This is a genomic window from Escherichia sp. HH41S, assembly GCF_009820115.1.
GTDB lineage: Bacteria > Pseudomonadota > Gammaproteobacteria > Enterobacterales > Enterobacteriaceae > Escherichia > Escherichia coli_F.
Genome location: NZ_VNXE01000016.1, coordinates 71,154 through 94,514, shown reverse-complemented (window position 1 = coordinate 94,514; position 23,361 = coordinate 71,154). Strand labels below are relative to the sequence as shown.

22 protein-coding genes are annotated in these 23,361 nt (G+C 53.9%); 12 read left to right on the top strand and 10 right to left on the bottom strand.

What is annotated here, in order from left to right:
• Positions 1-155: 155 nt before the first annotated feature.
• The 5 genes from phnL to phnP are packed head-to-tail and all read left to right on the top strand — an operon-like array spanning position 156 to position 3,707.
• Positions 156-836 (top strand): phosphonate C-P lyase system protein PhnL, encoded by a 681-nt coding sequence (gene phnL / locus FQZ95_RS04825; protein ID WP_032304315.1) that lies wholly within the window; start codon positions 156-158, stop codon positions 834-836.
• Entirely contained in the window at positions 833-1,969 is a 1,137-nt protein-coding gene (gene phnM, locus FQZ95_RS04820; RefSeq protein ID WP_160529933.1) for an alpha-D-ribose 1-methylphosphonate 5-triphosphate diphosphatase, read from the top strand. Before phnL ends, phnM begins: the two co-directional genes overlap by 4 nt.
• Positions 1,969-2,526: a ribose 1,5-bisphosphokinase gene (gene phnN, locus FQZ95_RS04815; RefSeq protein WP_160529932.1), complete on the top strand. Its 558-nt coding sequence runs from the start codon at positions 1,969-1,971 to the stop codon at positions 2,524-2,526. The genes phnM and phnN overlap by 1 nt, the downstream gene beginning before the upstream one ends.
• Complete coding sequence (phnO, locus tag FQZ95_RS04810; RefSeq protein WP_001110490.1) at positions 2,513-2,947, top strand: aminoalkylphosphonate N-acetyltransferase; 435 nt, start codon at positions 2,513-2,515, stop codon at positions 2,945-2,947. The genes phnN and phnO overlap by 14 nt, the downstream gene beginning before the upstream one ends.
• Position 2,948: 1 nt before the next feature.
• Positions 2,949-3,707, top strand: coding sequence for a phosphonate metabolism protein PhnP (phnP, locus tag FQZ95_RS04805; protein WP_160529931.1), 759 nt, complete (start codon positions 2,949-2,951; stop codon positions 3,705-3,707).
• 34 nt (positions 3,708-3,741) lie between these two features.
• Here phnP and yjdP read toward each other — a convergent pair whose 3' ends face one another.
• Entirely contained in the window at positions 3,742-4,071 is a 330-nt protein-coding gene (yjdP, locus tag FQZ95_RS04800) for a DDRRRQL repeat protein YjdP (protein ID WP_000819739.1), read from the bottom strand.
• 68 nt (positions 4,072-4,139) lie between these two features.
• Positions 4,140-4,457: an RpiB/LacA/LacB family sugar-phosphate isomerase gene (locus tag FQZ95_RS04795; protein WP_001183291.1), complete on the bottom strand. Its 318-nt coding sequence runs from the start codon at positions 4,455-4,457 to the stop codon at positions 4,140-4,142.
• 252 nt (positions 4,458-4,709) lie between these two features.
• Between FQZ95_RS04795 and yjcS the strand changes: the two genes are divergently transcribed.
• From yjcS to yjcO, 7 genes are all read left to right on the top strand, one after another.
• Positions 4,710-6,695, top strand: coding sequence for an alkyl sulfatase YjcS (yjcS, locus tag FQZ95_RS04790; RefSeq protein ID WP_160529930.1), 1,986 nt, complete (start codon positions 4,710-4,712; stop codon positions 6,693-6,695).
• Between the two features lie 208 nt (positions 6,696-6,903).
• The gene (locus tag FQZ95_RS04785; protein ID WP_001305715.1) at positions 6,904-7,179 is read left to right on the top strand and encodes a YtcA family lipoprotein; all 276 of its coding nucleotides are present in this window, start codon (positions 6,904-6,906) and stop codon (positions 7,177-7,179) included.
• 18 nt (positions 7,180-7,197) lie between these two features.
• Positions 7,198-8,229 (top strand): multidrug efflux transporter periplasmic adaptor subunit MdtN, encoded by a 1,032-nt coding sequence (gene mdtN, locus FQZ95_RS04780; protein ID WP_000446358.1) that lies wholly within the window; start codon positions 7,198-7,200, stop codon positions 8,227-8,229.
• The gene (mdtO, locus tag FQZ95_RS04775; RefSeq protein ID WP_160529929.1) at positions 8,229-10,280 is read left to right on the top strand and encodes a multidrug efflux transporter permease subunit MdtO; all 2,052 of its coding nucleotides are present in this window, start codon (positions 8,229-8,231) and stop codon (positions 10,278-10,280) included. The genes mdtN and mdtO overlap by 1 nt, the downstream gene beginning before the upstream one ends.
• Positions 10,277-11,743 carry a multidrug efflux transporter outer membrane subunit MdtP gene (gene mdtP, locus FQZ95_RS04770; protein ID WP_032185696.1) on the top strand — a complete coding sequence of 489 codons (1,467 nt, stop codon included), beginning with the start codon at positions 10,277-10,279 and terminating at the stop codon, positions 11,741-11,743. Before mdtO ends, mdtP begins: the two co-directional genes overlap by 4 nt.
• Before the next feature lie 197 nt (positions 11,744-11,940).
• The gene (gene fdhF / locus FQZ95_RS04765) at positions 11,941-14,088 is read left to right on the top strand and encodes a formate dehydrogenase subunit alpha (RefSeq protein ID WP_089679047.1); all 2,148 of its coding nucleotides are present in this window, start codon (positions 11,941-11,943) and stop codon (positions 14,086-14,088) included.
• 93 nt (positions 14,089-14,181) lie between these two features.
• Positions 14,182-14,871 carry a Sel1 family TPR-like repeat protein YjcO gene (gene yjcO, locus FQZ95_RS04760; RefSeq protein WP_000719893.1) on the top strand — a complete coding sequence of 230 codons (690 nt, stop codon included), beginning with the start codon at positions 14,182-14,184 and terminating at the stop codon, positions 14,869-14,871.
• A gap of 78 nt (positions 14,872-14,949) precedes the next feature.
• On the opposite strand, the gene gltP is transcribed toward yjcO, so the two are convergent.
• The 8 genes from gltP to nrfA all read right to left on the bottom strand — a co-directional run bounded on the left by gltP (position 14,950) and on the right by nrfA (position 22,981).
• The gene (gene gltP, locus FQZ95_RS04755) at positions 14,950-16,263 is read right to left on the bottom strand and encodes a glutamate/aspartate:proton symporter GltP (protein ID WP_000789589.1); all 1,314 of its coding nucleotides are present in this window, start codon (positions 16,261-16,263) and stop codon (positions 14,950-14,952) included.
• Positions 16,264-16,604: 341 nt separating this feature from the next.
• The gene (gene nrfG, locus FQZ95_RS04750; protein ID WP_105277334.1) at positions 16,605-17,201 is read right to left on the bottom strand and encodes a heme lyase NrfEFG subunit NrfG; all 597 of its coding nucleotides are present in this window, start codon (positions 17,199-17,201) and stop codon (positions 16,605-16,607) included.
• Positions 17,198-17,581, bottom strand: coding sequence for a heme lyase NrfEFG subunit NrfF (gene nrfF, locus FQZ95_RS04745; protein WP_001032540.1), 384 nt, complete (start codon positions 17,579-17,581; stop codon positions 17,198-17,200). Before nrfF ends, nrfG begins: the two co-directional genes overlap by 4 nt.
• On the bottom strand, positions 17,574-19,292 hold the full coding sequence (locus tag FQZ95_RS04740; RefSeq protein ID WP_105277333.1) for a heme lyase CcmF/NrfE family subunit: 1,719 nt from the start codon (positions 19,290-19,292) through the stop codon (positions 17,574-17,576). The genes nrfF and FQZ95_RS04740 overlap by 8 nt, the downstream gene beginning before the upstream one ends.
• Positions 19,293-19,311: 19 nt before the next feature.
• Positions 19,312-20,268, bottom strand: coding sequence for a cytochrome c nitrite reductase subunit NrfD (nrfD, locus tag FQZ95_RS04735; RefSeq protein WP_000195167.1), 957 nt, complete (start codon positions 20,266-20,268; stop codon positions 19,312-19,314).
• Entirely contained in the window at positions 20,265-20,936 is a 672-nt protein-coding gene (nrfC, locus tag FQZ95_RS04730) for a cytochrome c nitrite reductase Fe-S protein (RefSeq protein WP_032185690.1), read from the bottom strand. The genes nrfD and nrfC overlap by 4 nt, the downstream gene beginning before the upstream one ends.
• Complete coding sequence (nrfB, locus tag FQZ95_RS04725; protein ID WP_001296647.1) at positions 20,933-21,499, bottom strand: cytochrome c nitrite reductase pentaheme subunit; 567 nt, start codon at positions 21,497-21,499, stop codon at positions 20,933-20,935. Before nrfB ends, nrfC begins: the two co-directional genes overlap by 4 nt.
• Before the next feature lie 45 nt (positions 21,500-21,544).
• Positions 21,545-22,981 (bottom strand): ammonia-forming nitrite reductase cytochrome c552 subunit, encoded by a 1,437-nt coding sequence (gene nrfA, locus FQZ95_RS04720; RefSeq protein WP_160529928.1) that lies wholly within the window; start codon positions 22,979-22,981, stop codon positions 21,545-21,547.
• Positions 22,982-23,361 lie beyond the last annotated feature (380 nt).

Below are 23,361 nucleotides of genomic sequence, written 5' to 3'. Positions count from 1 at the left end.
TCCCCTCACCCCGGCCCTCTCCCGGAGGGAGAGGGAGAAAACCGGCGCAATATTCAACACCGCGCACAATCGGTCCCCTCGCCCCTTCGGGGAGAGGGTTAGGGTGAGGGGCAATGCGCGCACCGCTCCCCAATATGCGAACCACGAGGCGAAAAATGATTAACGTACAAAACGTCAGTAAAACCTTCATCCTGCACCAGCAAAACGGCGTGCGCCTGCCCGTCTTACAACGCGCCTCGCTCACCGTCAACGCAGGCGAATGCGTGGTGCTCCACGGCCATTCCGGCAGCGGGAAATCGACCCTGCTACGTTCGCTGTACGCCAACTATCTGCCCGACGAAGGGCAAATCCAGATTAAACACGGTGACGAATGGATAGACCTGGTCACCGCCCCAGCGCGCAAAGTGGTGGAAATCCGCAAAACCACTGTCGGCTGGGTAAGCCAGTTTCTGCGCGTCATCCCGCGTATTTCGGCACTGGAAGTGGTGATGCAGCCGCTGCTCGATACCGGCGTTCCGCGTGAAGCCTGCGCCGCTAAAGCCGCCCGATTACTGACGCGCCTGAACGTGCCTGAACGCCTGTGGCACCTGGCACCATCGACCTTCTCCGGCGGCGAACAGCAGCGCGTCAACATCGCTCGTGGCTTTATCGTCGACTATCCGATTCTGCTGCTGGATGAACCCACCGCCTCGCTGGACGCCAAAAACAGCGCCGCGGTGGTGGAACTGATCCGCGAAGCTAAAACCCGCGGCGCAGCCATCGTCGGCATCTTCCACGACGAAGCCGTACGCAATGACGTCGCCGACCGCCTCCACCCAATGGGAGCCTCTGCATGATTATCAATAACGTCAAACTGGTGCTGGAAAACGAAGTGGTACACGGTTCGCTGGAGGTGCAGGACGGCGAAATTCGCGCCTTTGCCGAAAGCCAGAGCCGCCTGCCAGAGGCGATGGACGGCGAAGGCGGCTGGCTGCTGCCGGGGCTGATTGAGCTGCATACCGACAACCTCGATAAATTCTTCACTCCGCGCCCAAAAGTGGACTGGCCTGCCCACTCGGCGATGAGCAGCCACGACGCGCTGATGGTGGCGAGCGGCATCACCACCGTGCTGGATGCCGTGGCGATTGGCGACGTGCGCGACGGCGGCGATCGGCTGGAGAATCTGGAGAAGATGATCAACGCCATCGAAGAGACGCAGAAACGCGGCGTCAACCGCGCCGAGCACCGTCTGCACCTGCGCTGTGAACTGCCACATCACACCACGCTGCCGCTGTTTGAAAAACTGGTGCAGCGCGAGCCGGTCACGCTGGTGTCGCTGATGGACCACTCACCGGGCCAGCGCCAGTTCGCCAATCGCGAGAAGTATCGCGAATATTACCAGGGCAAATACTCGCTCACCGATGCGCAGATGCAGCAGTATGAAGAGGAACAACTGGCGCTTGCCGCACGCTGGTCGCAGCCGAATCGCGAAACCATCGCCGCAATGTGCCGCGCGCGACAAATTGCCCTCGCCAGCCACGATGACGCCACGCACGCGCACGTTGCCGAATCCCACCAGCTTGGCAGCGTAATCGCCGAATTTCCCACCACGTTCGAAGCGGCGGAAGCTTCGCGCAAGCATGGCATGAATGTATTGATGGGCGCGCCGAATATTGTGCGCGGCGGTTCGCACTCCGGCAACGTGGCGGCCTGTGAACTGGCACAGCTTGGTCTGTTGGATATCCTCTCTTCCGACTACTACCCCGCCAGCCTGCTCGATGCGGCATTTCGCGTCGCCGATGACGAGAGCAACCGCTTTACGCTGCCGCAGGCGGTGAAGCTGGTGACTAAAAATCCGGCCCAGGCGCTTAATCTTCAGGATCGCGGGGTGATTGGCGAGGGCAAACGCGCCGACCTGGTGCTGGCGCATCGCAAGGGCAACCACATTCATATCGATCACGTCTGGCGTCAGGGTAAAAGGGTGTTCTGATGACGGGAAAACTGATTTGGTTAATGGGGGCCTCTGGCTCCGGAAAAGACAGTCTGTTGACGGAACTCCGCCAGCGGGAACAAACTCAGCTACTGGTAGCGCATCGCTACATCACGCGCGCCGCCAGCGCCGGAAGTGAAAACCATATCGCCCTGAGCGAGCAGGAGTTTTTTACCCGCGCGGGGCAGAACCTTCTGGCCTTAAGCTGGCACGCCAACGGCCTGTATTATGGCATCGGCGTCGAGATTGACCTCTGGCTGCACGCTGGATTTGACGTGGTGGTCAACGGCTCACGCTCCCATCTGCCGCAGGCGCGGGCGCGCTATCAATCGGCGCTGCTGCCCATTTGTTTACAGGTTTCGCCAGAGATCCTGCGCCAGCGCCTGGAAAACCGTGGTCGTGAAAATGCCAGTGAAATTAACGCCCGGCTGGCGCGCGCTGCCCGCTATACTCCTCAGGATTGTCTTACGCTCAATAATGACGGCAGCCTGCGCCAGTCGGTCGACAAGCTGCTGACGCTGATTCATCAGAAGGAGAAACACCATGCCTGCTTGTGAGCTTCGCCCGGCCACGCAGTACGACACCGACGCAGTTTACGCGCTGATTTGTGAGCTAAAACAGGCGGAGTTTGACCACCACGCGTTTCGCGTGGGGTTTAACGCCAATCTGCGCGATCCGAACATGCGCTACCATCTGGCGCTGCTGGATGGCGAAGTTGTCGGCATGATCGGCCTGCATTTGCAGTTTCATCTGCATCATGTCAACTGGATCGGCGAAATTCAGGAACTGGTGGTGATGCCGCAGGCGCGCGGTCTGAACGTCGGCAGTAAATTACTGGCATGGGCCGAAGAAGAAGCCCGCCAGGCCGGGGCCGAAATGACCGAGCTTTCCACCAACGTCAAGCGCCACGACGCGCACCGTTTCTATCTGCGCGAAGGCTACGAGCAGAGCCACTTCCGCTTCACCAAGGCGCTGTAACATGAGCCTGACCCTCACACTTACTGGCACTGGCGGCGCACAGGGTGTTCCCGCATGCGGCTGTGAGTGCGCGGCCTGCGCCAGAGCGCGGCGCTCACCGCAGTATCGCCGCCAGCCATGCAGCGGCGTCGTGAAGTTTAACGACGCGATCACCCTGATCGACGCCGGGCTGCACGATCTCGCCGATCGCTGGTCGCCCGGATCGTTCCAGCAGTTTTTGCTGACGCACTACCATATGGATCACGTGCAGGGGCTGTTTCCGCTGCGCTGGGGCGTGGGCGATTCGATCCCGGTCTACGGCCCGCCGGATGAACAGGGCTGCGACGATCTGTTTAAACATCCGGGCCTGCTTGATTTCAGCCACACGGTGGAGCCATTTGTGATGTTTGATTTGCAGGGATTACAGGTCACGCCGCTGCCGCTCAACCATTCGAAACTCACATTCGGTTACTTACTGGAAACGGCGCACAGCCGGGTGGCGTGGCTATCTGACACCTCTGGCCTTCCGGAAAAAACGCTGAAATTTTTACGCAATAATCATCCGCAGGTGATGGTGATTGATTGCAGTCACCCGCCGCGCGAGGATGCGCCACGCAATCACTGTGATTTAAACACCGTGCTGGCGCTGAATGAGGTTATCCGCTCGCCACGGGTGATTCTGACGCATATCAGCCATCAGTTTGATGCGTGGCTGATGGAGAACGTACTGCCGTCAGGGTTTGAGGCGGGGTTTGATGGGATGGAGATTGGGGTGGAGTGATGGGTGAGGGGCGATGCCTGCTCTAAACTCAACATCACCGCCCATACTCATCTTCCATTCTCCGCTCTTCATCTTCTAGCTGCCGACGCTCCTGATCCAGCTGGCGCTGGCGATCGTCCAGCTGCCTGCGGCGATCTTCAAACTGGCGGCGGCGATCGTCATATTGTCTGCGCCGATCGTCGTTCACTTCACGCTGCCAGCCGTCGTCGCGCGAATCTTCATAGTCTCGCCCACGGTCAGGGTTATAAGCATCGTTAATCGCCTGCTGAATATTGCCAATGGTGTCGTCGATAATATCGGCCTGGGCCGGAACGGTGGACAGCGTGAGCAGGGTGAATAAAAGAAATAGCGGAAAACGTTTCATTAGCCAACCTCAAAAAGAAACTCTATCCACATTAGTCATTACTCATCCATGCAAGTAGTGGATGAATCTCAATTTTTCCGCTGCTCTATTGCCGTAATCGCCTCCACGCGTTGTTGATGACGACCGCCTTCGTACTGCGCGCCCAGCCACGCATCCACAATCATTTTTGCCAGTTCGAGGCCAACCACTCGCGAACCAAAAGCCAGTGCAACTTCACTGGCGTAATGCGGATAATCAGTGCGCTCTGACGACCTGGTTTCTTTATCAATCCCCTCACTCATTGACCATGAATAAAAGGCTGGCACAGCAACGCAGAATCCTGCGGTGCCAGCGACATGACCGCCCATTGCTCCGGTACGTTTTTTAATAAGAAACACCGGTTGCATTGATTAATTGTGCTCAGTATTTGCCGAAGTACAATATATATAATAAATATATAAAACACCTCATATTATTTACAGAGATAATGAATTCGCGTACTTTTCCCTCTTCAGCACAAATGCCTAATAAAATGGCTCGTTCCGCTCACACTTCCACTTATTAAAGTCGCAAATTCCCAATTATGATAACGCCAGCTTTAAATGACGTATTTTGCATGGATTACATATTTACGACACAAATGATAAATGGAGATTTATATGAATAACTCTCGGTTATTCCGTTTGAGCAGGATTGTTATTGCGTTAACTGCCGCCAGCGGCATGATGGTAAATACCGCTTACGCAACAGATGAAGCGAAAGCCGCGACTCAATATACCCAGCAGGTTAATCAGCATTACGCAAAATCATTACCGTTTAGCGATCGTCAGGACTTTGACGATGCCCAGCGTGGATTTATCGCCCCGCTGCTGGATGAAGGTATTCTGCGTGATGCTAACGGCAAAGTTTACTACCGCGCGAATGATTACAAATTTGATATTAATGCCGCTGCGCCGGAAACCGTAAACCCCAGCCTGTGGCGTCAGTCGCAAATCAACGGCATTTCTGGCCTGTTCAAAGTCACCGATAAAATGTATCAGGTGCGCGGCCAGGATATCTCTAACATTACATTCGTGGAAGGCGAGAAAGGCATTATTGTTATCGACCCGCTGGTAACGCCGCCTGCCGCAAAAGCCGCACTTGACCTCTATTATCAACATCGTCCACAAAAACCGATTGTTGCTGTGATTTATACTCACAGCCACACCGACCACTATGGCGGCGTGAAAGGCATTATCTCTGAAGCGGATGTTAAATCCGGCAAAGTGCAGGTGATCGCTCCGGCAGGCTTTATGGACGAAGCCATCAGTGAAAACGTGCTGGCGGGTAACATCATGAGCCGCCGTGCGCTCTACTCTTACGGTCTGTTACTGCCGCACAACGCGCAAGGCAACGTGGGCAACGGCCTGGGCGTGACGCTGGCAACGGGCGACCCGAGCATTATTGCGCCAACCAAAACGATTGTCAGAACTGGCGAGATGATGGTTATCGACGGTCTGGAGTTTGACTTTCTGATGACTCCGGGTAGCGAAGCTCCAGCCGAAATGCACTTCTATATTCCGGCCCTGAAAGCCCTGTGTACCGCCGAAAACGCCACGCATACCCTGCACAACTTCTACACCCTGCGCGGCGCGAAAACCCGCGACACCAGCAAGTGGACAGAGTATCTGAACGAAACGCTGGATATGTGGGGTAACGACGCGGAAGTACTGTTTATGCCGCACACCTGGCCGGTCTGGGGCAATAAGCATATCAATGATTATATTGGTAAATATCGCGATACTATCAAATACATTCACGACCAGACCCTGCACCTGGCGAACCAGGGTTACACCATGAATGAAATTGGCGACATGATTAAGCTGCCACCTGCGCTTGCCAATAACTGGGCCAGCCGCGGCTATTACGGTTCTGTCAGCCACAACGCCCGCGCGGTGTATAACTTCTATCTTGGCTATTACGACGGTAACCCGGCTAACCTGCATCCGTATGGTCAGGTGGAGATGGGTAAACGTTACGTGCAAGCTCTGGGCGGTTCTGCCCGCGTTATTAACCTGGCGAAAGAAGCGAACAAGCAAGGTGATTATCGCTGGTCGGCAGAACTGCTGAAACAGGTGATTGCCGCCAATCCGGGTGACCAGGTGGCGAAGAATCTGCAAGCAAATAACTTTGAACAGTTGGGTTATCAGGCCGAGTCCGCCACCTGGCGCGGTTTCTACCTGACCGGCGCAAAAGAGCTGCGCGAAGGGGTGCATAAGTTCAGCCACGGCACCACCGGTTCTCCGGACACCCTTCGCGGGATGTCGGTCGAAATGCTGTTCGACTTTATGGCCGTTCGCCTCGATAGCGCGAAAGCCGCAGGTAAGAATATCAGCCTGAACTTCAATATGAGCAACGGCGATAACCTCAACCTGACGCTGAACGATAGCGTGCTTAACTACCGTAAAACGCTGCAACCTGAAGCCAACGCCTCTTTCTACATCAGCCGTGAAGATCTGCACGCCGTGCTGACCGGACAAGCCAAAATGGCCGATCTGGTGAAAACGAAGAAAGCCAAAATTATTGGCAATGGCGCGAAACTGGAAGAAATTATTGCCTGTCTGGATAATTTTGATTTGTGGGTGAATATCGTAACCCCAAATTAATGCCACTCACTTTTGGGGGCGCTTAAGCCCCCAAAAGCATTTATTTTAAAAATACATACAACAAATTAATACATAAAATATATAAGTTATGAATGCGGTGGCTGAATAAAGCTATTTTTATTCATCGAGAAAATAGCCATACTGACGCCTTCAATGGATATTGATATTCACTACAGATATTGTTCGCAGCAGACAGGATGTATTTAATATGCCAACAGTTCTCTCTCGCATGGCGATGCAACTCAAAAAAACAGCCTGGATAATTCCCGTCTTCATGGTTTCGGGATGCTCATTATCTCCGGCAATCCCGGTGATCGGCGCTTATTATCCCAGCTGGTTTTTCTGCGCCATTGCCAGCCTTATTTTGACGCTCATCACGAGGCGAATTATTCAGCGGGCAAATATCAATCTGGCATTTGTCGGAATTATTTATACCGCCCTTTTTGCTCTCTACGCCATGCTGTTCTGGCTGGCATTTTTCTAATCTATTTGAGACGCGCTCATGGAAAGTACGCCGAAAAAAGCTCCTCGCAGTAAATTCCCTGCTCTGTTAGTGGTTGCGTTGGCGCTGGTTGCCCTTGTTTTCGTTATCTGGCGCGTAGACAGTGCGCCATCAACTAATGACGCCTACGCGTCAGCAGATACCATTGATGTGGTGCCGGAAGTCAGCGGTCGCATTGTAGAACTGGCGGTCACCGACAACCAGGCGGTGAAACAGGGCGATTTGCTGTTCCGCATCGACCCGCGCCCGTACGAAGCCAATCTGGCGAAAGCCGAAGCCTCCCTCGCGGCGCTGGATAAGCAAATTATGCTCACCCAGCGTAGCGTTGACGCACAACAGTTTGGTGCCGACTCGGTTAATGCCACGGTAGAAAAAGCCCGTGCCGCCGCGAAACAGGCCAGTGATACATTACGCCGCACCGAGCCATTACTGAAAGAAGGTTTCGTCTCAGCGGAAGACGTTGATCGTGCAAGAACGGCGCAGCGCGCCGCAGAAGCCGATCTTAACGCCGTATTGTTGCAGGCGCAGTCAGCCGCCAGCGCCGTCAGCGGCGTTGATGCACTCGTTGCCCAACGTGCAGCTGTTGAAGCGGATATCGCCCTGACCAAACTGCATCTGGAAATGGCGACCGTTCGCGCGCCGTTTGATGGCCGGGTCATTTCCCTCAAAACCTCGGTTGGGCAATTTGCTTCTGCCATGCGCCCTATTTTCACCCTAATCGACACCCGTCACTGGTACGTGATCGCCAACTTCCGCGAAACCGATCTGAAAAATATTCGCTCGGGTACACCCGCAACGATTCGCCTGATGAGCGACAGCGGCAAAACCTTCGCAGGTAAAGTGGATTCGATTGGCTACGGCGTGCTACCGGATGACGGCGGCCTGGTGCTGGGCGGCCTGCCGAAAGTGTCTCGTTCTATTAACTGGGTCCGCGTTGCCCAGCGTTTTCCGGTCAAAATCATGGTTGAAAAACCTGACCCGGAAATGTTCCGCATCGGCGCTTCGGCAGTCGCTAATCTTGAGCCGCAATAATGAGCGCGCTCAACTCCCTGCCATTACCAGTGGTCAGGCTGCTGGCGTTCTTTCATGAAGAGTTAAGCGAGCGGCGACCAGGCCGCGTGCCGCAGACTATGCAACTCTGGGTAGGCTGCTTGCTGGTGATTCTGATCTCGATGACTTTTGAGATCCCTTTTGTGGCGTTATCACTGGCAGTGCTGTTTTACGGTATTCAGTCGAACGCGTTTTACACCAAATTTGTCGCGATCTTGTTTGTGGTCGCCACGATGCTGGAAATCGCCAGCCTGTTTTTGATCTACAAATGGTCATATGGCGAACCGTTGATCCGATTGATCATTGCCGGACCGATCCTGATGGGCTGTATGTTTTTGATGCGCACCCATCGGTTGGGGCTGGTTTTTTTCGCCGTCGCCATTGTCGCCATTTACGGGCAAACATTCCCCGCCATGCTCGACTATCCGGAAGTGGTCGTGCGCTTAACCCTGTGGTGTATTGTTGTCGGCCTCTACCCGACGTTATTGATGACGTTAATCGGCGTGCTGTGGTTTCCCAGCCGCGCTATCACGCAGATGCATCAGGTGCTTAATGATCGGCTTGATGATGCCATTAGCCACCTGACGGACAGCCTCGCACCGCTACCCGAAACGCGGATTGAAAGAGAGGCGCTGGCGCTGCAAAAACTCAATGTCTTTTGCCTCGCGGACGATGCCAACTGGCGAACTCAGAGCGCATGGTGGCAAAGCTGCGTGGCAACGGTAACCTACATTTACTCGACGCTGAATCGCTACGATCCCACCTCTTTTGCTGATTCTCAGGCAATTATTGAATTTCGGCAAAAATTAGCCTCAGAAATCAACAAACTGCAGCATGCCATTGCCGAAGGTCAGTGCTGGCAAAGCGACTGGCGGATCACTGAAAGTGAAGCGATGGCGGCACGGGAATGTAACCTGGAGAATATCTGCCAGACATTGTTGCAACTGGGTCAGATGGACCCGAATACGCCGCCAACGCCCGCCGCCAAACCGCCATCAATGGTCGCCGATGCTTTTACCAATCCAGACTATATGCGCTACGCGGTAAAAACGCTGCTCGCCTGTTTGATCTGTTACACCTTCTACAGCGGCGTGGACTGGGAAGGCATTCACACCTGTATGCTGACCTGCGTGATCGTCGCTAACCCCAATGTCGGTTCGTCGTACCAGAAGATGGTGTTGCGTTTTGGCGGGGCTTTTTCCGGCGCAATTCTGGCGCTGTTATTCACGCTACTGGTCATGCCCTGGCTGGACAATATTGTCGAATTGCTATTTGTGCTGGCACCGATTTTCCTGTTGGGCGCATGGATTGCCACCAGCTCTGAACGCTCTTCTTATATCGGCACACAGATGGTGGTCACCTTCGCGCTCGCCACGCTCGAAAACGTTTTTGGCCCGGTGTACGACCTGGTGGAAATTCGCGATCGCGCCCTGGGTATCATCATTGGTACCGTGGTGTCCGCGGTGATTTACACCTTTGTCTGGCCTGAAAGTGAAGCGCGCACACTGCCGCAAAAACTGGCTGGCGCGCTGGGTATGTTGAGTAAAGTAATGCGGATCCCACGCCAGCAGGAAGTCACGGCTCTGCGCACTTATCTGCAAATTCGTATAGGTCTGCATGCGGCGTTTAATGCCTGTGAAGAGATGTGCCAACGCGTGGCGCTGGAGCGTCAACTGGACAGCGAAGAACGCGCGTTACTGATTGAACGTTCGCAAACGGTTATTCGTCAGGGCCGCGATATTCTTCACGCCTGGGATGCAACCTGGAACTCGGCGCAGGCGCTGGATAACGCACTACAGCCGGACAGAGCAGGTCAGTTTGCCGACGCACTGGAGAAATACGCCGCCGGTCTGGCAACCGCACTCAGTCGTTCTCCTCAAATAACGCTTGAAGAAACACCCGCCTCGCAGGCCATCCTGCCGACCTTATTAAAACAGGAGCAACACGTCTGCCAGCTTTTCGCCCGCTTGCCAGACTGGACAGCCCCGGCATTAACGCCCGCCACGGAACAGGCACAAGGAGCCATGCAATGATCAATCGTCAACTTTCACGCCTGCTGTTATGCAGCATTCTCGGCAGCACGACGCTGATTTCCGGCTGTGCCCTGGTACGTAAGGATTCTGCGCCTCATCAACAGCTCAAACCGGAACAAATCAAACTGGCCGATGATATTCATCTTGCCAGCTCCGGTTGGCCGCAGGCGCAGTGGTGGAAACAACTCAATGACCCGCAGTTGGATGCTTTGATCCAACGGACGCTAAGTGGTTCACACACCCTCGCCGAAGCGAAACTGCGGGAAGAAAAAGCGCAGTCGCAGGCCGATTTGTTAGATGCCGGTTCACAATTACAGGTCGCAGCGTTAGGGATGCTCAACCGCCAACGTGTCTCGGCGAACGGCTTTTTAAGCCCTTATGCTATGGATGCGCCAGCACTGGGTATGGACGGGCCGTACTATACGGAAGCCACAGTCGGTTTGTTTGCCGGACTGGATCTTGATTTGTGGGGTGTGCATCGCTCAGCGGTTGCCGCCGCCATTGGCGCGCATAATGCAGCGCTGGCAGAAACCGCAGCAGTAGAGCTATCGCTGACCACGGGCGTAGCGCAGCTTTATTACAGTATGCAGGCCAGCTATCAGATGCTCGATCTGTTAGAACAAACACGCGATGTGATTGATTACGCGGTGAAAGCGCATCAGAGTAAAGTGGCGCACGGTCTGGAAGCGCAAGTGCCTTTCCACGGCGCGCGGGCACAGATTCTGGCGGTCGATAAACAAATTGCTGCCGTTAAAGGGCAAATCACCGAAACGCGAGAATCTCTGCGTGCATTGATTGGCGCAGGAGCCAGCGATATGCCGGAGATCAAACCGGTGGCATTACCGCAAGTCCAGACCGGTATTCCGGCGACACTCTCTTATGAGTTGCTCGCCAGACGCCCGGATCTGCAAGCCATGCGCTGGTATGTTCAGGCGTCATTAGATCAGGTGGATTCCGCGCGGGCGCTGTTCTACCCGAGCTTTGATATCAAAGCATTTTTCGGCCTTGATGCCATCCACCTGGATACCTTATTCAAAAAAACCAGTCGCCAGTTCAATTTCATTCCTGGTCTGAAATTACCGCTGTTTGATGGTGGACGGTTGAATGCCAATCTCGAAGGCACGCGCGCCGCCAGCAACATGATGATTGAACGTTACAACCAGTCAGTACTGAATGCGGTGCGCGACGTTGCCGTCAACGGCACGCGTCTGCAAACGCTCAACGACGAGCGGGAGATGCAGGCAGAACGCGTAGAAGCAACGCGCTTCACCCAGCGCGCTGCCGACGCCGCCTACCAACGCGGCTTAACAAGTCGCTTACAGGCCACCGAAGCCCGGTTGCCGGTGCTTGCCGAAGAGATGTCATTACTGATGCTGGACAGCCGCCGGGTGATCCAAAGCATTCAGTTGATGAAATCGCTGGGCGGCGGGTATCAGGCAGGTCCCGTCGTCGAGAAAAAATAAAATGTCAGCCGCGTGATGGCTGTCACGCGGTATTTCGTTTCGTCACGTCAAAACTGACGACAGCCTGTTTTTCGTCAGAGTTTTGAACAAATAGTGCCCGTAATATCAGGGAATGACCCCAAATAAAATGTGGCATAAAAGATGCATACTGTAGTCGAGAGCGCGTATGCGTGATTTGATTAACTGGAGCGAGACCGATGAAAAAAGTCGTCACGGTTTGCCCCTATTGCGCATCAGGTTGCAAAATCAACCTGGTCGTCGATAACGGCAAAATCGTCCGGGCGGAGGCAGCGCAGGGCAAAACCAACCAGGGTACCCTGTGTCTGAAGGGTTATTATGGCTGGGATTTCATTAACGATACCCAGATCCTGACCCCGCGCCTGAAAACCCCCATGATCCGTCGCCAGCGTGGCGGCAAACTCGAACCTGTTTCCTGGGATGAGGCACTGAATTACGTTGCCGAGCACCTGAGCGCCATCAAAGAGAAGTACGGTCCGGATGCCATCCAGACGACCGGCTCCTCGCGTGGTACGGGTAACGAAACCAACTATGTAATGCAAAAATTTGCGCGCGCCGTTATTGGTACCAATAACGTTGATTGCTGCGCTCGTGTCTGACACGGCCCATCGGTTGCAGGTCTGCACCAATCGGTCGGTAATGGCGCAATGAGCAATGCTATTAACGAAATTGATAATACCGACTTAGTGTTCGTTTTCGGGTACAACCCGGCGGATTCCCACCCTATCGTGGCGAATCACGTAATTAACGCTAAACGTAACGGGGCGAAAATTATCGTCTGCGATCCGCGCAAAATTGAAACTGCGCGCATTGCTGACATGCACATTGCACTGAAAAACGGCTCGAACATCGCGCTGTTGAATGCAATGGGCCATGTCATTATTGAAGAAAATCTGTACGACAAAGCGTTCGTCGCTTCCCGTACAGAAGGCTTTGAAGAGTATCGTAAAATCGTTGAAGGCTACACGCCGGAGTCGGTTGAAGATATCACCGGCGTCAGCGCCAGTGAGATTCGTCAGGCGGCGCGGATGTATGCCCAGGCGAAAAGCGCCGCCATCCTGTGGGGCATGGGTGTAACCCAGTTCTACCAGGGCGTGGAAACCGTGCGTTCTCTGACCAGCCTCGCGATGCTGACTGGTAACCTCGGTAAGCCGCATGCGGGTGTAAACCCGGTTCGTGGTCAGAACAACGTGCAGGGTGCCTGCGATATGGGCGCGCTGCCGGATACGTATCCGGGATACCAGTATGTGAAAGATCCGGCTAACCGCGAGAAATTCGCCAAAGCCTGGGGCGTGGAAAGCCTGCCTGCTCATACCGGTTATCGCATCAGCGAGCTACCGCATCGCGCAGCGCATGGTGAAGTGCGTGCCGCGTACATTATGGGCGAAGATCCGCTACAAACTGACGCGGAGCTGTCGGCAGTACGTAAAGCCTTTGAAGATCTGGAACTGGTCATCGTCCAGGACATCTTTATGACTAAAACCGCATCAGCGGCGGACGTTATTTTACCGTCCACCTCGTGGGGCGAGCATGAAGGCGTGTTTACTGCGGCTGACCGTGGCTTCCAGCGTTTCTTCAAGGCGGTTGAACCGAAGTGGGATCTGAAAACGGACTGGCAGATTATCAGTGAAATCGCCACCCGTATGGGTTATCCGATGCACTACAACAACACCCAGGAGATCTGGGATGAGTTGCGTCATCTGTGCCCGGATTTCTACGGTGCGACTTACGAGAAAATGGGCGAACTGGGCTTCATTCAGTGGCCTTGTCGCGATACTTCAGATGCCGATCAGGGGACTTCTTATCTGTTTAAAGAGAAGTTTGATACTCCGAACGGTCTGGCGCAGTTCTTCACCTGCGACTGGGTAGCGCCAATCGACAAACTCACCGACGAGTATCCGATGGTACTGTCAACGGTGCGTGAAGTCGGTCACTACTCTTGCCGTTCGATGACCGGTAACTGTGCGGCACTGGCGGCGCTGGCTGATGAACCTGGCTACGCACAAATCAATACCGAAGACGCCAAACGTCTGGGTATTGAAGATGAGGCATTGGTTTGGGTGCACTCGCGTAAAGGCAAAATTATCACCCGTGCGCAGGTCAGCGATCGTCCGAACAAAGGGGCGATTTACATGACCTACCAGTGGTGGATTGGTGCCTGTAACGAGCTGGTTACCGAAAACTTAAGCCCGATTACGAAAACGCCGGAATACAAATACTGCGCCGTGCGCGTCGAGCCGATCGCCGATCAGCGCGCCGCCGAGCAGTACGTGATTGACGAGTACAACAAGTTGAAAACTCGCCTGCGCGAAGCGGCACTGGCGTAATACAGTCCTTTCTACAGCCTCCTTTCGGAGGCTGTTTTTTTATCCATTCGAACTCTTTATACTGGTCACTCCCTACCCAATCGTATTATCAAAATGAAAAAAATTATCGCATTGATGTTGTTTTTGACATTCTTTGCCCATGCGAACGGCTCCGAGCCTGGCAGTCAGTATCTCAAGGCTGCAGAGGCTGGAGACCGACGCGCACAATATTTTCTTGCCGACAGCTGGTTTAGCTCCGGCGATTTGAGCAAAGCCGAATATTGGGCACAGAAAGCCGCCGACAGCGGTGATGCTGATGCCTGCGCGCTGTTGGCGCAGATCAAAATCACCAATCCGGTCAGTCTGGACTATCCACAAGCAAAAGTTCTTGCAGAGAAAGCGGCGCAAGCAGGCAGTAAAGAAGGTGAAGTGACGCTGGCGCATATTCTGGTGAATACTCAAGCGGGTAAACCGGATTATCCAAAGGCGATTTCGCTGTTAGAAAACGCCTCGGAAGATCTGGAGAACGACTCCGCCGTCGATGCCCAAATGCTGCTTGGTTTGATTTACGCCAACGGCGTGGGCATTAAGGCCGACGATGACAAGGCAACCTGGTATTTCAAACGCAGCTCTGCGATTTCCCGAACCGGTTATTCCGAGTACTGGGCGGGAATGATGTTCTTAAATGGTGAAGAAGGTTTTATCGAGAAGAACAAACAGAAGGCGCTGCACTGGCTGAACCTGAGCTGTATGGAAGGGTTTGATACCGGGTGTGAAGAGTTTGAAAAATTAACTAACGGTTAATGTAGGCCTGATAAGACGCGGCAAGCGTCGCATCAGGCATCCACACATTGCCGGGTGTATGTCCCCGGCAATCCTCAATTATTGATCCGCAGTTTTATCAAATTTGCCCAGCACTTCGCGCTCATAAGCCAGCGCTTTCTTACGGTCAAATTTGTGTTCCCACTTGGCAATCACCAGCACCGCCAGCGCATTACCCACCACGTTCAGCGCAGTACGCGCCATGTCGAGGATACGGTCAACACCGGCAATAAACGCCAGACCTTCCAGCGGGATCCCTACGCTGCCCAGCGTTGCCAGCAACACCACAAACGACACGCCCGGCACGCCAGCAATCCCTTTCGAGGTCACCATCAGCGTCAGCACCAGAATGATTTCCTGCCAGATGGACAGGTCAATACCATACAGTTGAGCGATGAAGATAGCGGCAATACTTTGATATAGCGTTGAACCATCAAGGTTAAAAGAGTAACCGGTCGGCACCACGAAACTGGTGATCGACGCCGGTGCACCGTAGGCTTCCATCTTCTCAATAATTCGCGGCAGCACGCTTTCAGAACTGGCAGTGGAGTACGCCAGAATCAGCTCATCTTTCAGAATACGAATCAGGATCCAGACGCTTAACCCGCACAGGCGCGCCACAATTCCCAGCACTACCAGCGCGAAGAACAGAATGGCGAAATGCACCAGCAGCACCAGTTTCGCCAGTGGCCACAGAGACGAGAAACCAAAGTTAGCCACCGTCACCGCAATCAGCGCAAACACACCCACTGGCGCATAACGCATCACCATGTGAGTCACTTTAAACATGGTTTCAGAGATGGAGCGGAACACGGTCACCAGCGGTTCACGATGCGTCGCGGGCAGGGAGGAAAGCCCCAGACCAAACAGCACCGAGAAGAAGATGATCGGCAGCATTTCGCCTTTCGCCATCGACGCCACAATGTTCGTCGGTACCAGCGACAAAATCGTGCCCATAATGCCGTGGGAACTGCTTTGTACCGCTTCCGTAGTGCTCTGATATTTCGAGATATCGACGGTCGCCAGCTGCGACATATCCACCCCGGCACCGGGCTGGAAGACGTTCGCCAGAGTAATCCCCAAAATGATGGCGACGGTGGTGATCACCTCGAAGTAAATAATGGTTTTCGCGCCAATACGCCCGAGCTGTTTGGCATCACCAACACCCGCGATACCCACCACCAGCGTGGAGATCACAATCGGCACAACAATCATTTTGATCAGATGGATGAAGATATCACCCGCCGGAGAGAGCAAATTGACGACCAGCCAGTCGCGACTGTCGCTATGATAGTGCAGGTAGCTTCCCAGGAGAATGCCCAGCACCATAGCAAACAGAATCTGCCAGGCCAGGCTGAATTTTATATTTTTCATCAGAATAACTTCCTCAATGGAGCGCCGTTCCCCGTTCAGAAACGCGAGAACGTGACATACTGCCAGGGCATGAATTGTGTTGCGTTGGTTTGTAGATTTTTTTAACGCTTATGATCAGTATCATTTGCGCGGTATGTTGCGCAACCCTTTAACAACAGAGCTTTTCGCTGCATTAATGCATAATAACGCGAGTTTATGGCAGGATTAATGAATAACCATTTGTTATGGAAAGATTTTTATTTGTTTAATCTGCAATAATACTGATTGGTGATTATTTTTGGCAGATGTTCATTCGATTATTTTTTATGCAGCTCAATAACATAATCTTCATCGCCAGATGATTAATCCGATCTCCGCTGCAACAGTTTCGCCATATTAATCGACTCGACCAGCTGTGTCCGGTTGATCCGGGGTGAGTTGAGATCCATCACTTTTTGCCATAGTTCGATGGCTTGCGCGTAATTCGCCTGCATAAACGCATCTGAAGCCAGCAGCATCAGAGCGGTGATTTCGTTAGAGTCCAGCGCGAGGGCTTTGTCGATCAGTGTGCGAGTCTGGGCGGTCATATGCTGGCTGGCCTGGTAATAAAGCACCGTCGCCAGCGCCGCATACAGTTCAGCGTTTTCACCACGTAGTCGCAACGCCTGACGGTACGCCAGCAGCGAATTGCTGTAATCGTTTTGCCACAGATAATACTCGCCCAGTAACGCCCATTGTTCGCTGTTTTGTGGATTAGCGCGGATTTTATCCTGCAATGCCTGAAGCTGCGCTTCCGGGGTTTGCTGGCTGGCAAACTGATGTAGCGGATCGCGCTGACGCTGATACTCCGCACGTACCGCCTGCCATTTTGGGCTTAACAGATAACTGCCGATACAGAGAAATACCATCAATATCGTGAGTGTTGTCAGCATTTTCACCGGTATTTGAGGCTGTTTCATCGCTTCGCCCTTACCCGCCAGAGGATCAGTATCATCAGCAGTAACAACACCACTGGCAGCGCCCACAACACCAGCGTCTGACCGGTTAACGGTGGGTTATAGCGAACAAAATCTCCGTAGCGTTCGGTCATCCAGCCAATGATTTCGACTTCACTTTTCCCCTCCGCCACCATGCTGTAAACCTGATGGCGCATACTGACTGCCACCGGCGCATTGGATTCCAGTAAGTTCTGATTCTGGCACTGCGGGCAGCGTAACTGGCTGGCAATAGTTAACGCCTGTTCCTGTTGTTGCGGATTGGCGAATTGCCAGGTGTCTACAACCTGAGCGCGCGCAAAACAGGTAAATAACAGCAGTAGCGTGAGAAGCCCTTTATTCATCGCGCTTCCTCCCCCGCCATCCGCTTAACAATGCGCCCGCAATCATCAACAATCCTCCCCCCCAGATCCAGCGCACACCGCGTTGTACATACAAACGAAAAGCGTAACGATCCGGTCCGGTTTTCTCGCCCATGACCGCATACCAGTCATGGATGCCGTTCCAGCGAATTGCCGGTTCCATCATTTGCTGACGACGTGCTTCGTAAAAACGCCGCTCCGGCGTCAGTTCACCAATGCGTTGCTGATGGTCAAACAGCGCCACTATCGCTTTTTCGCTGGTGTAATTACCTTTGGCTTGCAGATCGAGGCGCTCAAAACGGAAGGTATATCCTGCCAGAGTCACCTGCTGACCCGGCTGTAAATTCAGGCTGATCTCCTGACGGCTGACGCTTGAAACCACGATCCCCGCGGCAAATAACAGCACACCCGCATGCGCCAGCAGCGCCGGAAGCTGCACGCGTTTGCCAGAGACAAACGTCGCCAGCACAATCACCACCAGCATCAACAGACCAAACGGTAACGTCGCGCGGTTAAAATACGGCGCGCCAACGGAGAGGCGTCCCCAGCCCAGCAGGCCGTAAATCATCGGATAAAGCGTTCCCACCAGCACGATCAGTAGCACTGCGCAAAACAGCAACAGCGTAGCGAGGATTAACATTTCCCGCGATAACCCCGAAAAATGCACCGCCGGGCCACCGTCCCGCGCTCGCCAGCCATACAGAGCCAGAGACACAAGGCTAATCAACGCAAACAGGCTGAACAACGGCACGGCGCGGACGTTATCCAGTGCGAACGCATGAACCGAAACCAGAATGCCAGAGCGGACAATTAAGGTGCCCAGCAGCGACAGCATCAGAGTAACTATCGCCAGTAACAGCGACCAGTGGCGGAAAATCCCCCGCTGGCGTGTCAGGGACAAACTGTGCAGCAGCGCAGTGGCAGAAAGCCAGGGTAATAAAGAGGCGTTTTCCACCGGGTCCCAGAACCACCAGCCGCCCCAGCCCAGTTCGCAATAGGCCCACCAGGAACCAAGGATGATCCCCGCAGTTAATGCCCCCCAGCCTGGTAGTGCCCAACGCCAGCAAATTCGGGCGCTGACACCATCAAACTCGCCGCGCAGTAGACTCGCCAGCGCCACACTCGCCGCCACCATCAAACCACCATAGCCGAGATAAAGCAGCGGCGGATGAAAGATAAGACCGGGATGTTGCAGCATCGGATTGAGATCGCGGCCTTCGATTGCTGGTGGAAATATCCGCACGAAGGGATCGGACCACAGCACCACAAACAGTAGCAGTGCGGCGAGCATGAGAGATAAAACGGCTAGCGTCAGCGGAAATAGCGGATCGGTTTGCTGCCGATAATGCCAGGCAAACAGCGCGCTCCACGCGGAAAGGAGTAGCACCCAAAGTAGCAGCGAACCTTCATGCCCTCCCCACACTGCCGCCAGTTTGAGTTCCCACGACAGCAGGCTGTAGCTATGTTGGGCGACATAAATGACCGAGAAATCGCTGATGAGAAAACAATACGTCAGTACGCCAAAGGCGAGCAGCAGGAGCGCGAACTGCGCCAGAATGCCGATGCAAGTGAGTCGCATCATGGCAGGCCAGCGCAACCGCACTCCCGCAAAGGTTGTCAACGGGGTCAACACGTTGACCCCAAGACTTAACAACAACGCCAGAAAACCGACTTCAGGAAGGAATACGTCCAGAAACCACCTCTTTTCTGGCTTACGCCACCGTTAACTGCCCGGCGTAGAGAATGAAAAAGCGCAGCATCAACACCCCGACCAGGCTGGCCCCACACGCTGCCAGCACGGCAGGAATGCCGGAACTGCGATTGACCCACGGTTTGAGCAACATTGGCACAATCAGCCCCAGCCCGGCGACACCAAGCCAGAACCACCACGTCCAGAAACCGCCGCCCAATGCCGCCACCAGCGCACGCACTTTACCGTCATCGCCCAGGGCCAGACCGACGAAAAACGCCACCAGCAGGAAGATTTCGCCCCATACCACAGGGATTTCCATCCGGTGAACAAAGTGCGCTTCCGTGGAATGCGGGTTACTGCGTTGGCGTATCGCCATGGCGATCAGCGCCACCGCCGCACCGGACGAGATGCCGGAGAAGAGGAACAGCACCGGCAGGATCGGGTTATTGAGGAACGGATACGATTTCAGCGCCGACAGCAGAAAGCCGGTATAAGCCCCCAGCAGCACCGCCAGCACTAGCATCAATGTTTCCAGTCCGCGATGAACGGGCGTCAGCAGACTCAGAACCTTTTGTACGATCCCCAGCTTCGGCAACCAACGTTGTTGCAGGGCAAGCAAATCATGTTCAAAGATTTTCGCCAGCCACAACACCAGCACCACCATGTAGAGCTGAAACAGCATCACCCCCATCGACATCACCGAGGTAAAACTGTAATGGAACATCAGCTTCCAGAAGGTCCACGGTCTTGTCAGGTGGAAGACGAGAATCAACAGACCGAGGATCACCGCGCCAGGCCCGACAATCAGCGTGGTTCGCAGCAACGTACTGTCTGCACCACCCGCCTGCGGGTAGAAGCGACGTAACAGCACGGCCAGCGTCACCAGACCGGCAGAAATACCAATCAAAAACAGGTAGATGGCAATCGGCCAGTCCCACACCAGCGATTCAAAATGAAATGCGGAAGTCTGCGTCATTGGCTCACCTCCCCGTATTTAAACGGTACGCGGTACAGCTTCGGTTTGGTTCCCAGCGCCAGCTTGTAGCGGTAAGTGGGCTTCTGGCGTAGCAGTTGTGAAATCTCACTGTTGGGATCGTCCAGATTGCCAAACGTCAGCGCCTTCGTTGGGCAAGCCTCAACGCACGCGGGCAACTTACCGGCCTGCAAATTGGTCTTACGGCAGAAATCGCATTTGTCCGCCGTCTTCGTGACCGGATGGATAAAGCGCACGCGGTACGGACAGGCGGCGATGCAGTACTGACAACCGACGCAGAGATCCGGGTTAACATCGACAATCCCGCTGGCAGCATCGCGAAAAGACGCACCCGTTGGGCAGACGTCAACGCACGGTGCATGGTCGCAGTGCTGGCAAGACTTACGAAAGAAGCGATATTTCACATCAGGAAATTCGCCCTGCGGCTCGCTACGAATAATTGTCAGGCGCGAGACGCCTTCCGGCACATTGTTCGCTTCCCGACAAGCATCCATACAGGCAGTACAGCCGATGCATAACGACTCGTCATGCACCATGCCGTAACGCACCCCATTGATATTCAACGTTTTCGCCACCACGCGTCCTGCGGTGCCGCTGACGGCTGCCAGCACGCCGACGCCGGTGAGAAACTGGCGACGAGACCAGGTCATGGCTGCTCCTTAAGCAACGGAACAGACGCCGGGTTAAAGTTCGGATTGGTGCGCTGATCGCTGTGGCAATCGACGCAAATCTTAATCCGTCCTTTGTCACTTAACGTCTGCATCGTATCTTGCTGTGGATGCAGGGAATGGCAGCTGGCGCACGCCACTTTGGTTACGTGGACATCGTGCGGCCAGAACGCTTTTTGCAACTGTTCCGGCAGATGGCAGGACATACAGACGCTGTTCTGCTCTCCAACCTTGTACATCGGCTCGTTAAAGCGCATCACATCTTTCACCCCTTCGCGGTGTTGCGGTGATGGCTGGCCGTGACAGTTGGTGCAGGTGACCGGCAGTTTGTTATTCGGGTTGATAACGGAAGCATGTTTGCCATGCATACCTTCGGTATCTGGTTTATGACAGTCCAGACAGGCGGCATCCGGGTTACGCTGCTGGGTAACTTCGTAGCGATCACCAGATGCCTGCGCCGCAGGGGTAGCGGTAATTCCGTTCAGGCTCCACAACAGGCCCGACGCCAGCACCCCGGCAGTTAATAACGAACGTAATACGCTCATATTCACTCCATTGTGTTTTCCGCCCCTTGCGAGGCGGAACGGGGGTTATTGGCTTAACAGACCGTTTTTACGTGCCTGCTCTTCCCACTGCGGGATCACCGTTTTGATGAAGTCCTGCTTCTCAGCCTTGATTTGTTCCATGTTCAGGCCAATGGCCTGCTGGGCTTTCTCTTTGGTCGAGATATCCGGGATCGGGATTTCATGGGTAATGCCTTTGGTTGCCAGTAAACGCGCCAGTTTGGTACGCGCATCCGCGGCTTTATCCATCGCCGTACCGAGCATCCGCAGACCTTCTTCCGGTGCGTGCATATGAATGCCGTGGGAAGCGATCGCCAGATCCCAACGCCACTGAGCATGACGGATATCGTCCTGAATCGGTTTCATTTCGGCTTCCGTTGCGCCTGCATCCAGCGCCGCTTTCGCTTCGAAGTGAGCGTGAACCAGTTGATCTTCAACCTTGATTTTCAGGTCGTTAATCGACTGCTTACGTTCCGCGACAACTTTTTGCAAAGCAGCTTTGTCTTGGGTATGGCAGTTCGCACAAGTCTGGGCGAAGTTATCAAACGGATTACCAATTTTATGGTCGGTGTAGAGTTTGCCTTCGGCGTTCTGCACTTTTGGCATATGGCAGTCGATACAGGTCACGTTGTTTTTACCGTGAATGCCCGCTGTCCAGGTTTCATATTCCGGGTGCTGCGCTTTCAGCATTGGCGTTTTCGACAGGGAGTTAGTCCAGTCAGAGAAGGCAATTTTGTCGTAATACTGCTCCATATTTTCGACTTTCATGCCGTCATCCCACGGGAATTTAACGGCTTTGTTTTTGCCATCGAAGTAATACTCCACATGGCACTGACCGCAGACCATCGATTGCTGGTCGAAACGTCCGGCTTTCTCAAAAGGTTTACCAATGGATTCCATCGCGCGAGCAGCATACGGACGGGAAAGGGTTAACTCCGGTTTGCCTTTGGCGAACTCTGGTGAGGCAGTGTTATGGCAATCGGCACAACCTAAGTTGTTGACGATTTCCGGGCCGCCGCGCGCCCATTTACCGTGGAAGTAGCCATCTTCGCCGTCTTTCTGGATCAGACGCGCCACATCCGGGCTTTTACAACTCCAGCATGCCATCGGTAGCGGACCATCTTCAGCGTTTTTCGGCGCACCGGTACGCAGGGTTTCACGAACATCGGTTACCGCAAAGGCATGTCCGCGCGGCTTGTTGTAATCGCGCGAGAAAGGATACCCCGCCCACAGAATCACCAGTCGTGGATCTTCCGCCAGGGCGTCAACACGCTCTGACTGTTCCGAGGTGGCTTTCCAGGAGAGATATTGATCGGGATGCTGCGGGGCAAAGGTTTCATTCTTCGCTTCCACAGTTACAGGTTTTGCGGGAGCAGCCGTTTGTTCAGCGTGAACAGAAGTGAAAAAGAAAAAAGGAATCAATAAGCTGAAGATACGGCGTGCGTTTATTTTTATCCTTGTCATAGGGGCTTCATCCGAATTGCGCCATTGTTGCAATGGCGGTTTTTATTGTTTTTCACGACAGTAACCGCACCTACACTGCCATGACATTGCTCGCTCCTATGTGTAACAAATAACCACACTGTGAATGTTGTCTTTAATCAATTGTAAGTGCATGTAAAATACCACTTTAGAGTTAGTCAGTATTTTCCTCTTTTTCAACGGCATGCATAACTGCATGTTCCTCAAAGAATTAATCAACTTTTGTTGCTGACCTTCAAAAATTATCCTGCCGTTTATTTGCACAATTCTACTTTTGCGTGATCTGTCGCCCAAATACTAAACAAAACTGCCAATACCCCTACATTTAACGCTTATGCCACATATTATTAACATCCTACAAG

What these genes read in the sequence shown, in the direction of transcription:
- phnL (WP_032304315.1), top strand. Translation starts at nt 156, where the DNA reads ATGATTAACGTACAAAACGTCAGTAAAACCTTCATCCTGCACCAGCAA.
- phnM (WP_160529933.1), top strand. Translation starts at nt 833, where the DNA reads ATGATTATCAATAACGTCAAACTGGTGCTGGAAAACGAAGTGGTACAC.
- phnN (WP_160529932.1), top strand. Translation starts at nt 1,969, where the DNA reads ATGACGGGAAAACTGATTTGGTTAATGGGGGCCTCTGGCTCCGGAAAA.
- phnO (WP_001110490.1), top strand. Translation starts at nt 2,513, where the DNA reads ATGCCTGCTTGTGAGCTTCGCCCGGCCACGCAGTACGACACCGACGCA.
- phnP (WP_160529931.1), top strand. Translation starts at nt 2,949, where the DNA reads ATGAGCCTGACCCTCACACTTACTGGCACTGGCGGCGCACAGGGTGTT.
- yjdP (WP_000819739.1), bottom strand. Translation starts at nt 4,071, where the DNA reads ATGAAACGTTTTCCGCTATTTCTTTTATTCACCCTGCTCACGCTGTCC.
- FQZ95_RS04795 (WP_001183291.1), bottom strand. Translation starts at nt 4,457, where the DNA reads ATGCAACCGGTGTTTCTTATTAAAAAACGTACCGGAGCAATGGGCGGT.
- yjcS (WP_160529930.1), top strand. Translation starts at nt 4,710, where the DNA reads ATGAATAACTCTCGGTTATTCCGTTTGAGCAGGATTGTTATTGCGTTA.
- FQZ95_RS04785 (WP_001305715.1), top strand. Translation starts at nt 6,904, where the DNA reads ATGCCAACAGTTCTCTCTCGCATGGCGATGCAACTCAAAAAAACAGCC.
- mdtN (WP_000446358.1), top strand. Translation starts at nt 7,198, where the DNA reads ATGGAAAGTACGCCGAAAAAAGCTCCTCGCAGTAAATTCCCTGCTCTG.
- mdtO (WP_160529929.1), top strand. Translation starts at nt 8,229, where the DNA reads ATGAGCGCGCTCAACTCCCTGCCATTACCAGTGGTCAGGCTGCTGGCG.
- mdtP (WP_032185696.1), top strand. Translation starts at nt 10,277, where the DNA reads ATGATCAATCGTCAACTTTCACGCCTGCTGTTATGCAGCATTCTCGGC.
- yjcO (WP_000719893.1), top strand. Translation starts at nt 14,182, where the DNA reads ATGAAAAAAATTATCGCATTGATGTTGTTTTTGACATTCTTTGCCCAT.
- gltP (WP_000789589.1), bottom strand. Translation starts at nt 16,263, where the DNA reads ATGAAAAATATAAAATTCAGCCTGGCCTGGCAGATTCTGTTTGCTATG.
- nrfG (WP_105277334.1), bottom strand. Translation starts at nt 17,201, where the DNA reads ATGAAACAGCCTCAAATACCGGTGAAAATGCTGACAACACTCACGATA.
- nrfF (WP_001032540.1), bottom strand. Translation starts at nt 17,581, where the DNA reads ATGAATAAAGGGCTTCTCACGCTACTGCTGTTATTTACCTGTTTTGCG.
- nrfD (WP_000195167.1), bottom strand. Translation starts at nt 20,268, where the DNA reads ATGACGCAGACTTCCGCATTTCATTTTGAATCGCTGGTGTGGGACTGG.
- nrfC (WP_032185690.1), bottom strand. Translation starts at nt 20,936, where the DNA reads ATGACCTGGTCTCGTCGCCAGTTTCTCACCGGCGTCGGCGTGCTGGCA.
- nrfB (WP_001296647.1), bottom strand. Translation starts at nt 21,499, where the DNA reads ATGAGCGTATTACGTTCGTTATTAACTGCCGGGGTGCTGGCGTCGGGC.
- nrfA (WP_160529928.1), bottom strand. Translation starts at nt 22,981, where the DNA reads ATGACAAGGATAAAAATAAACGCACGCCGTATCTTCAGCTTATTGATT.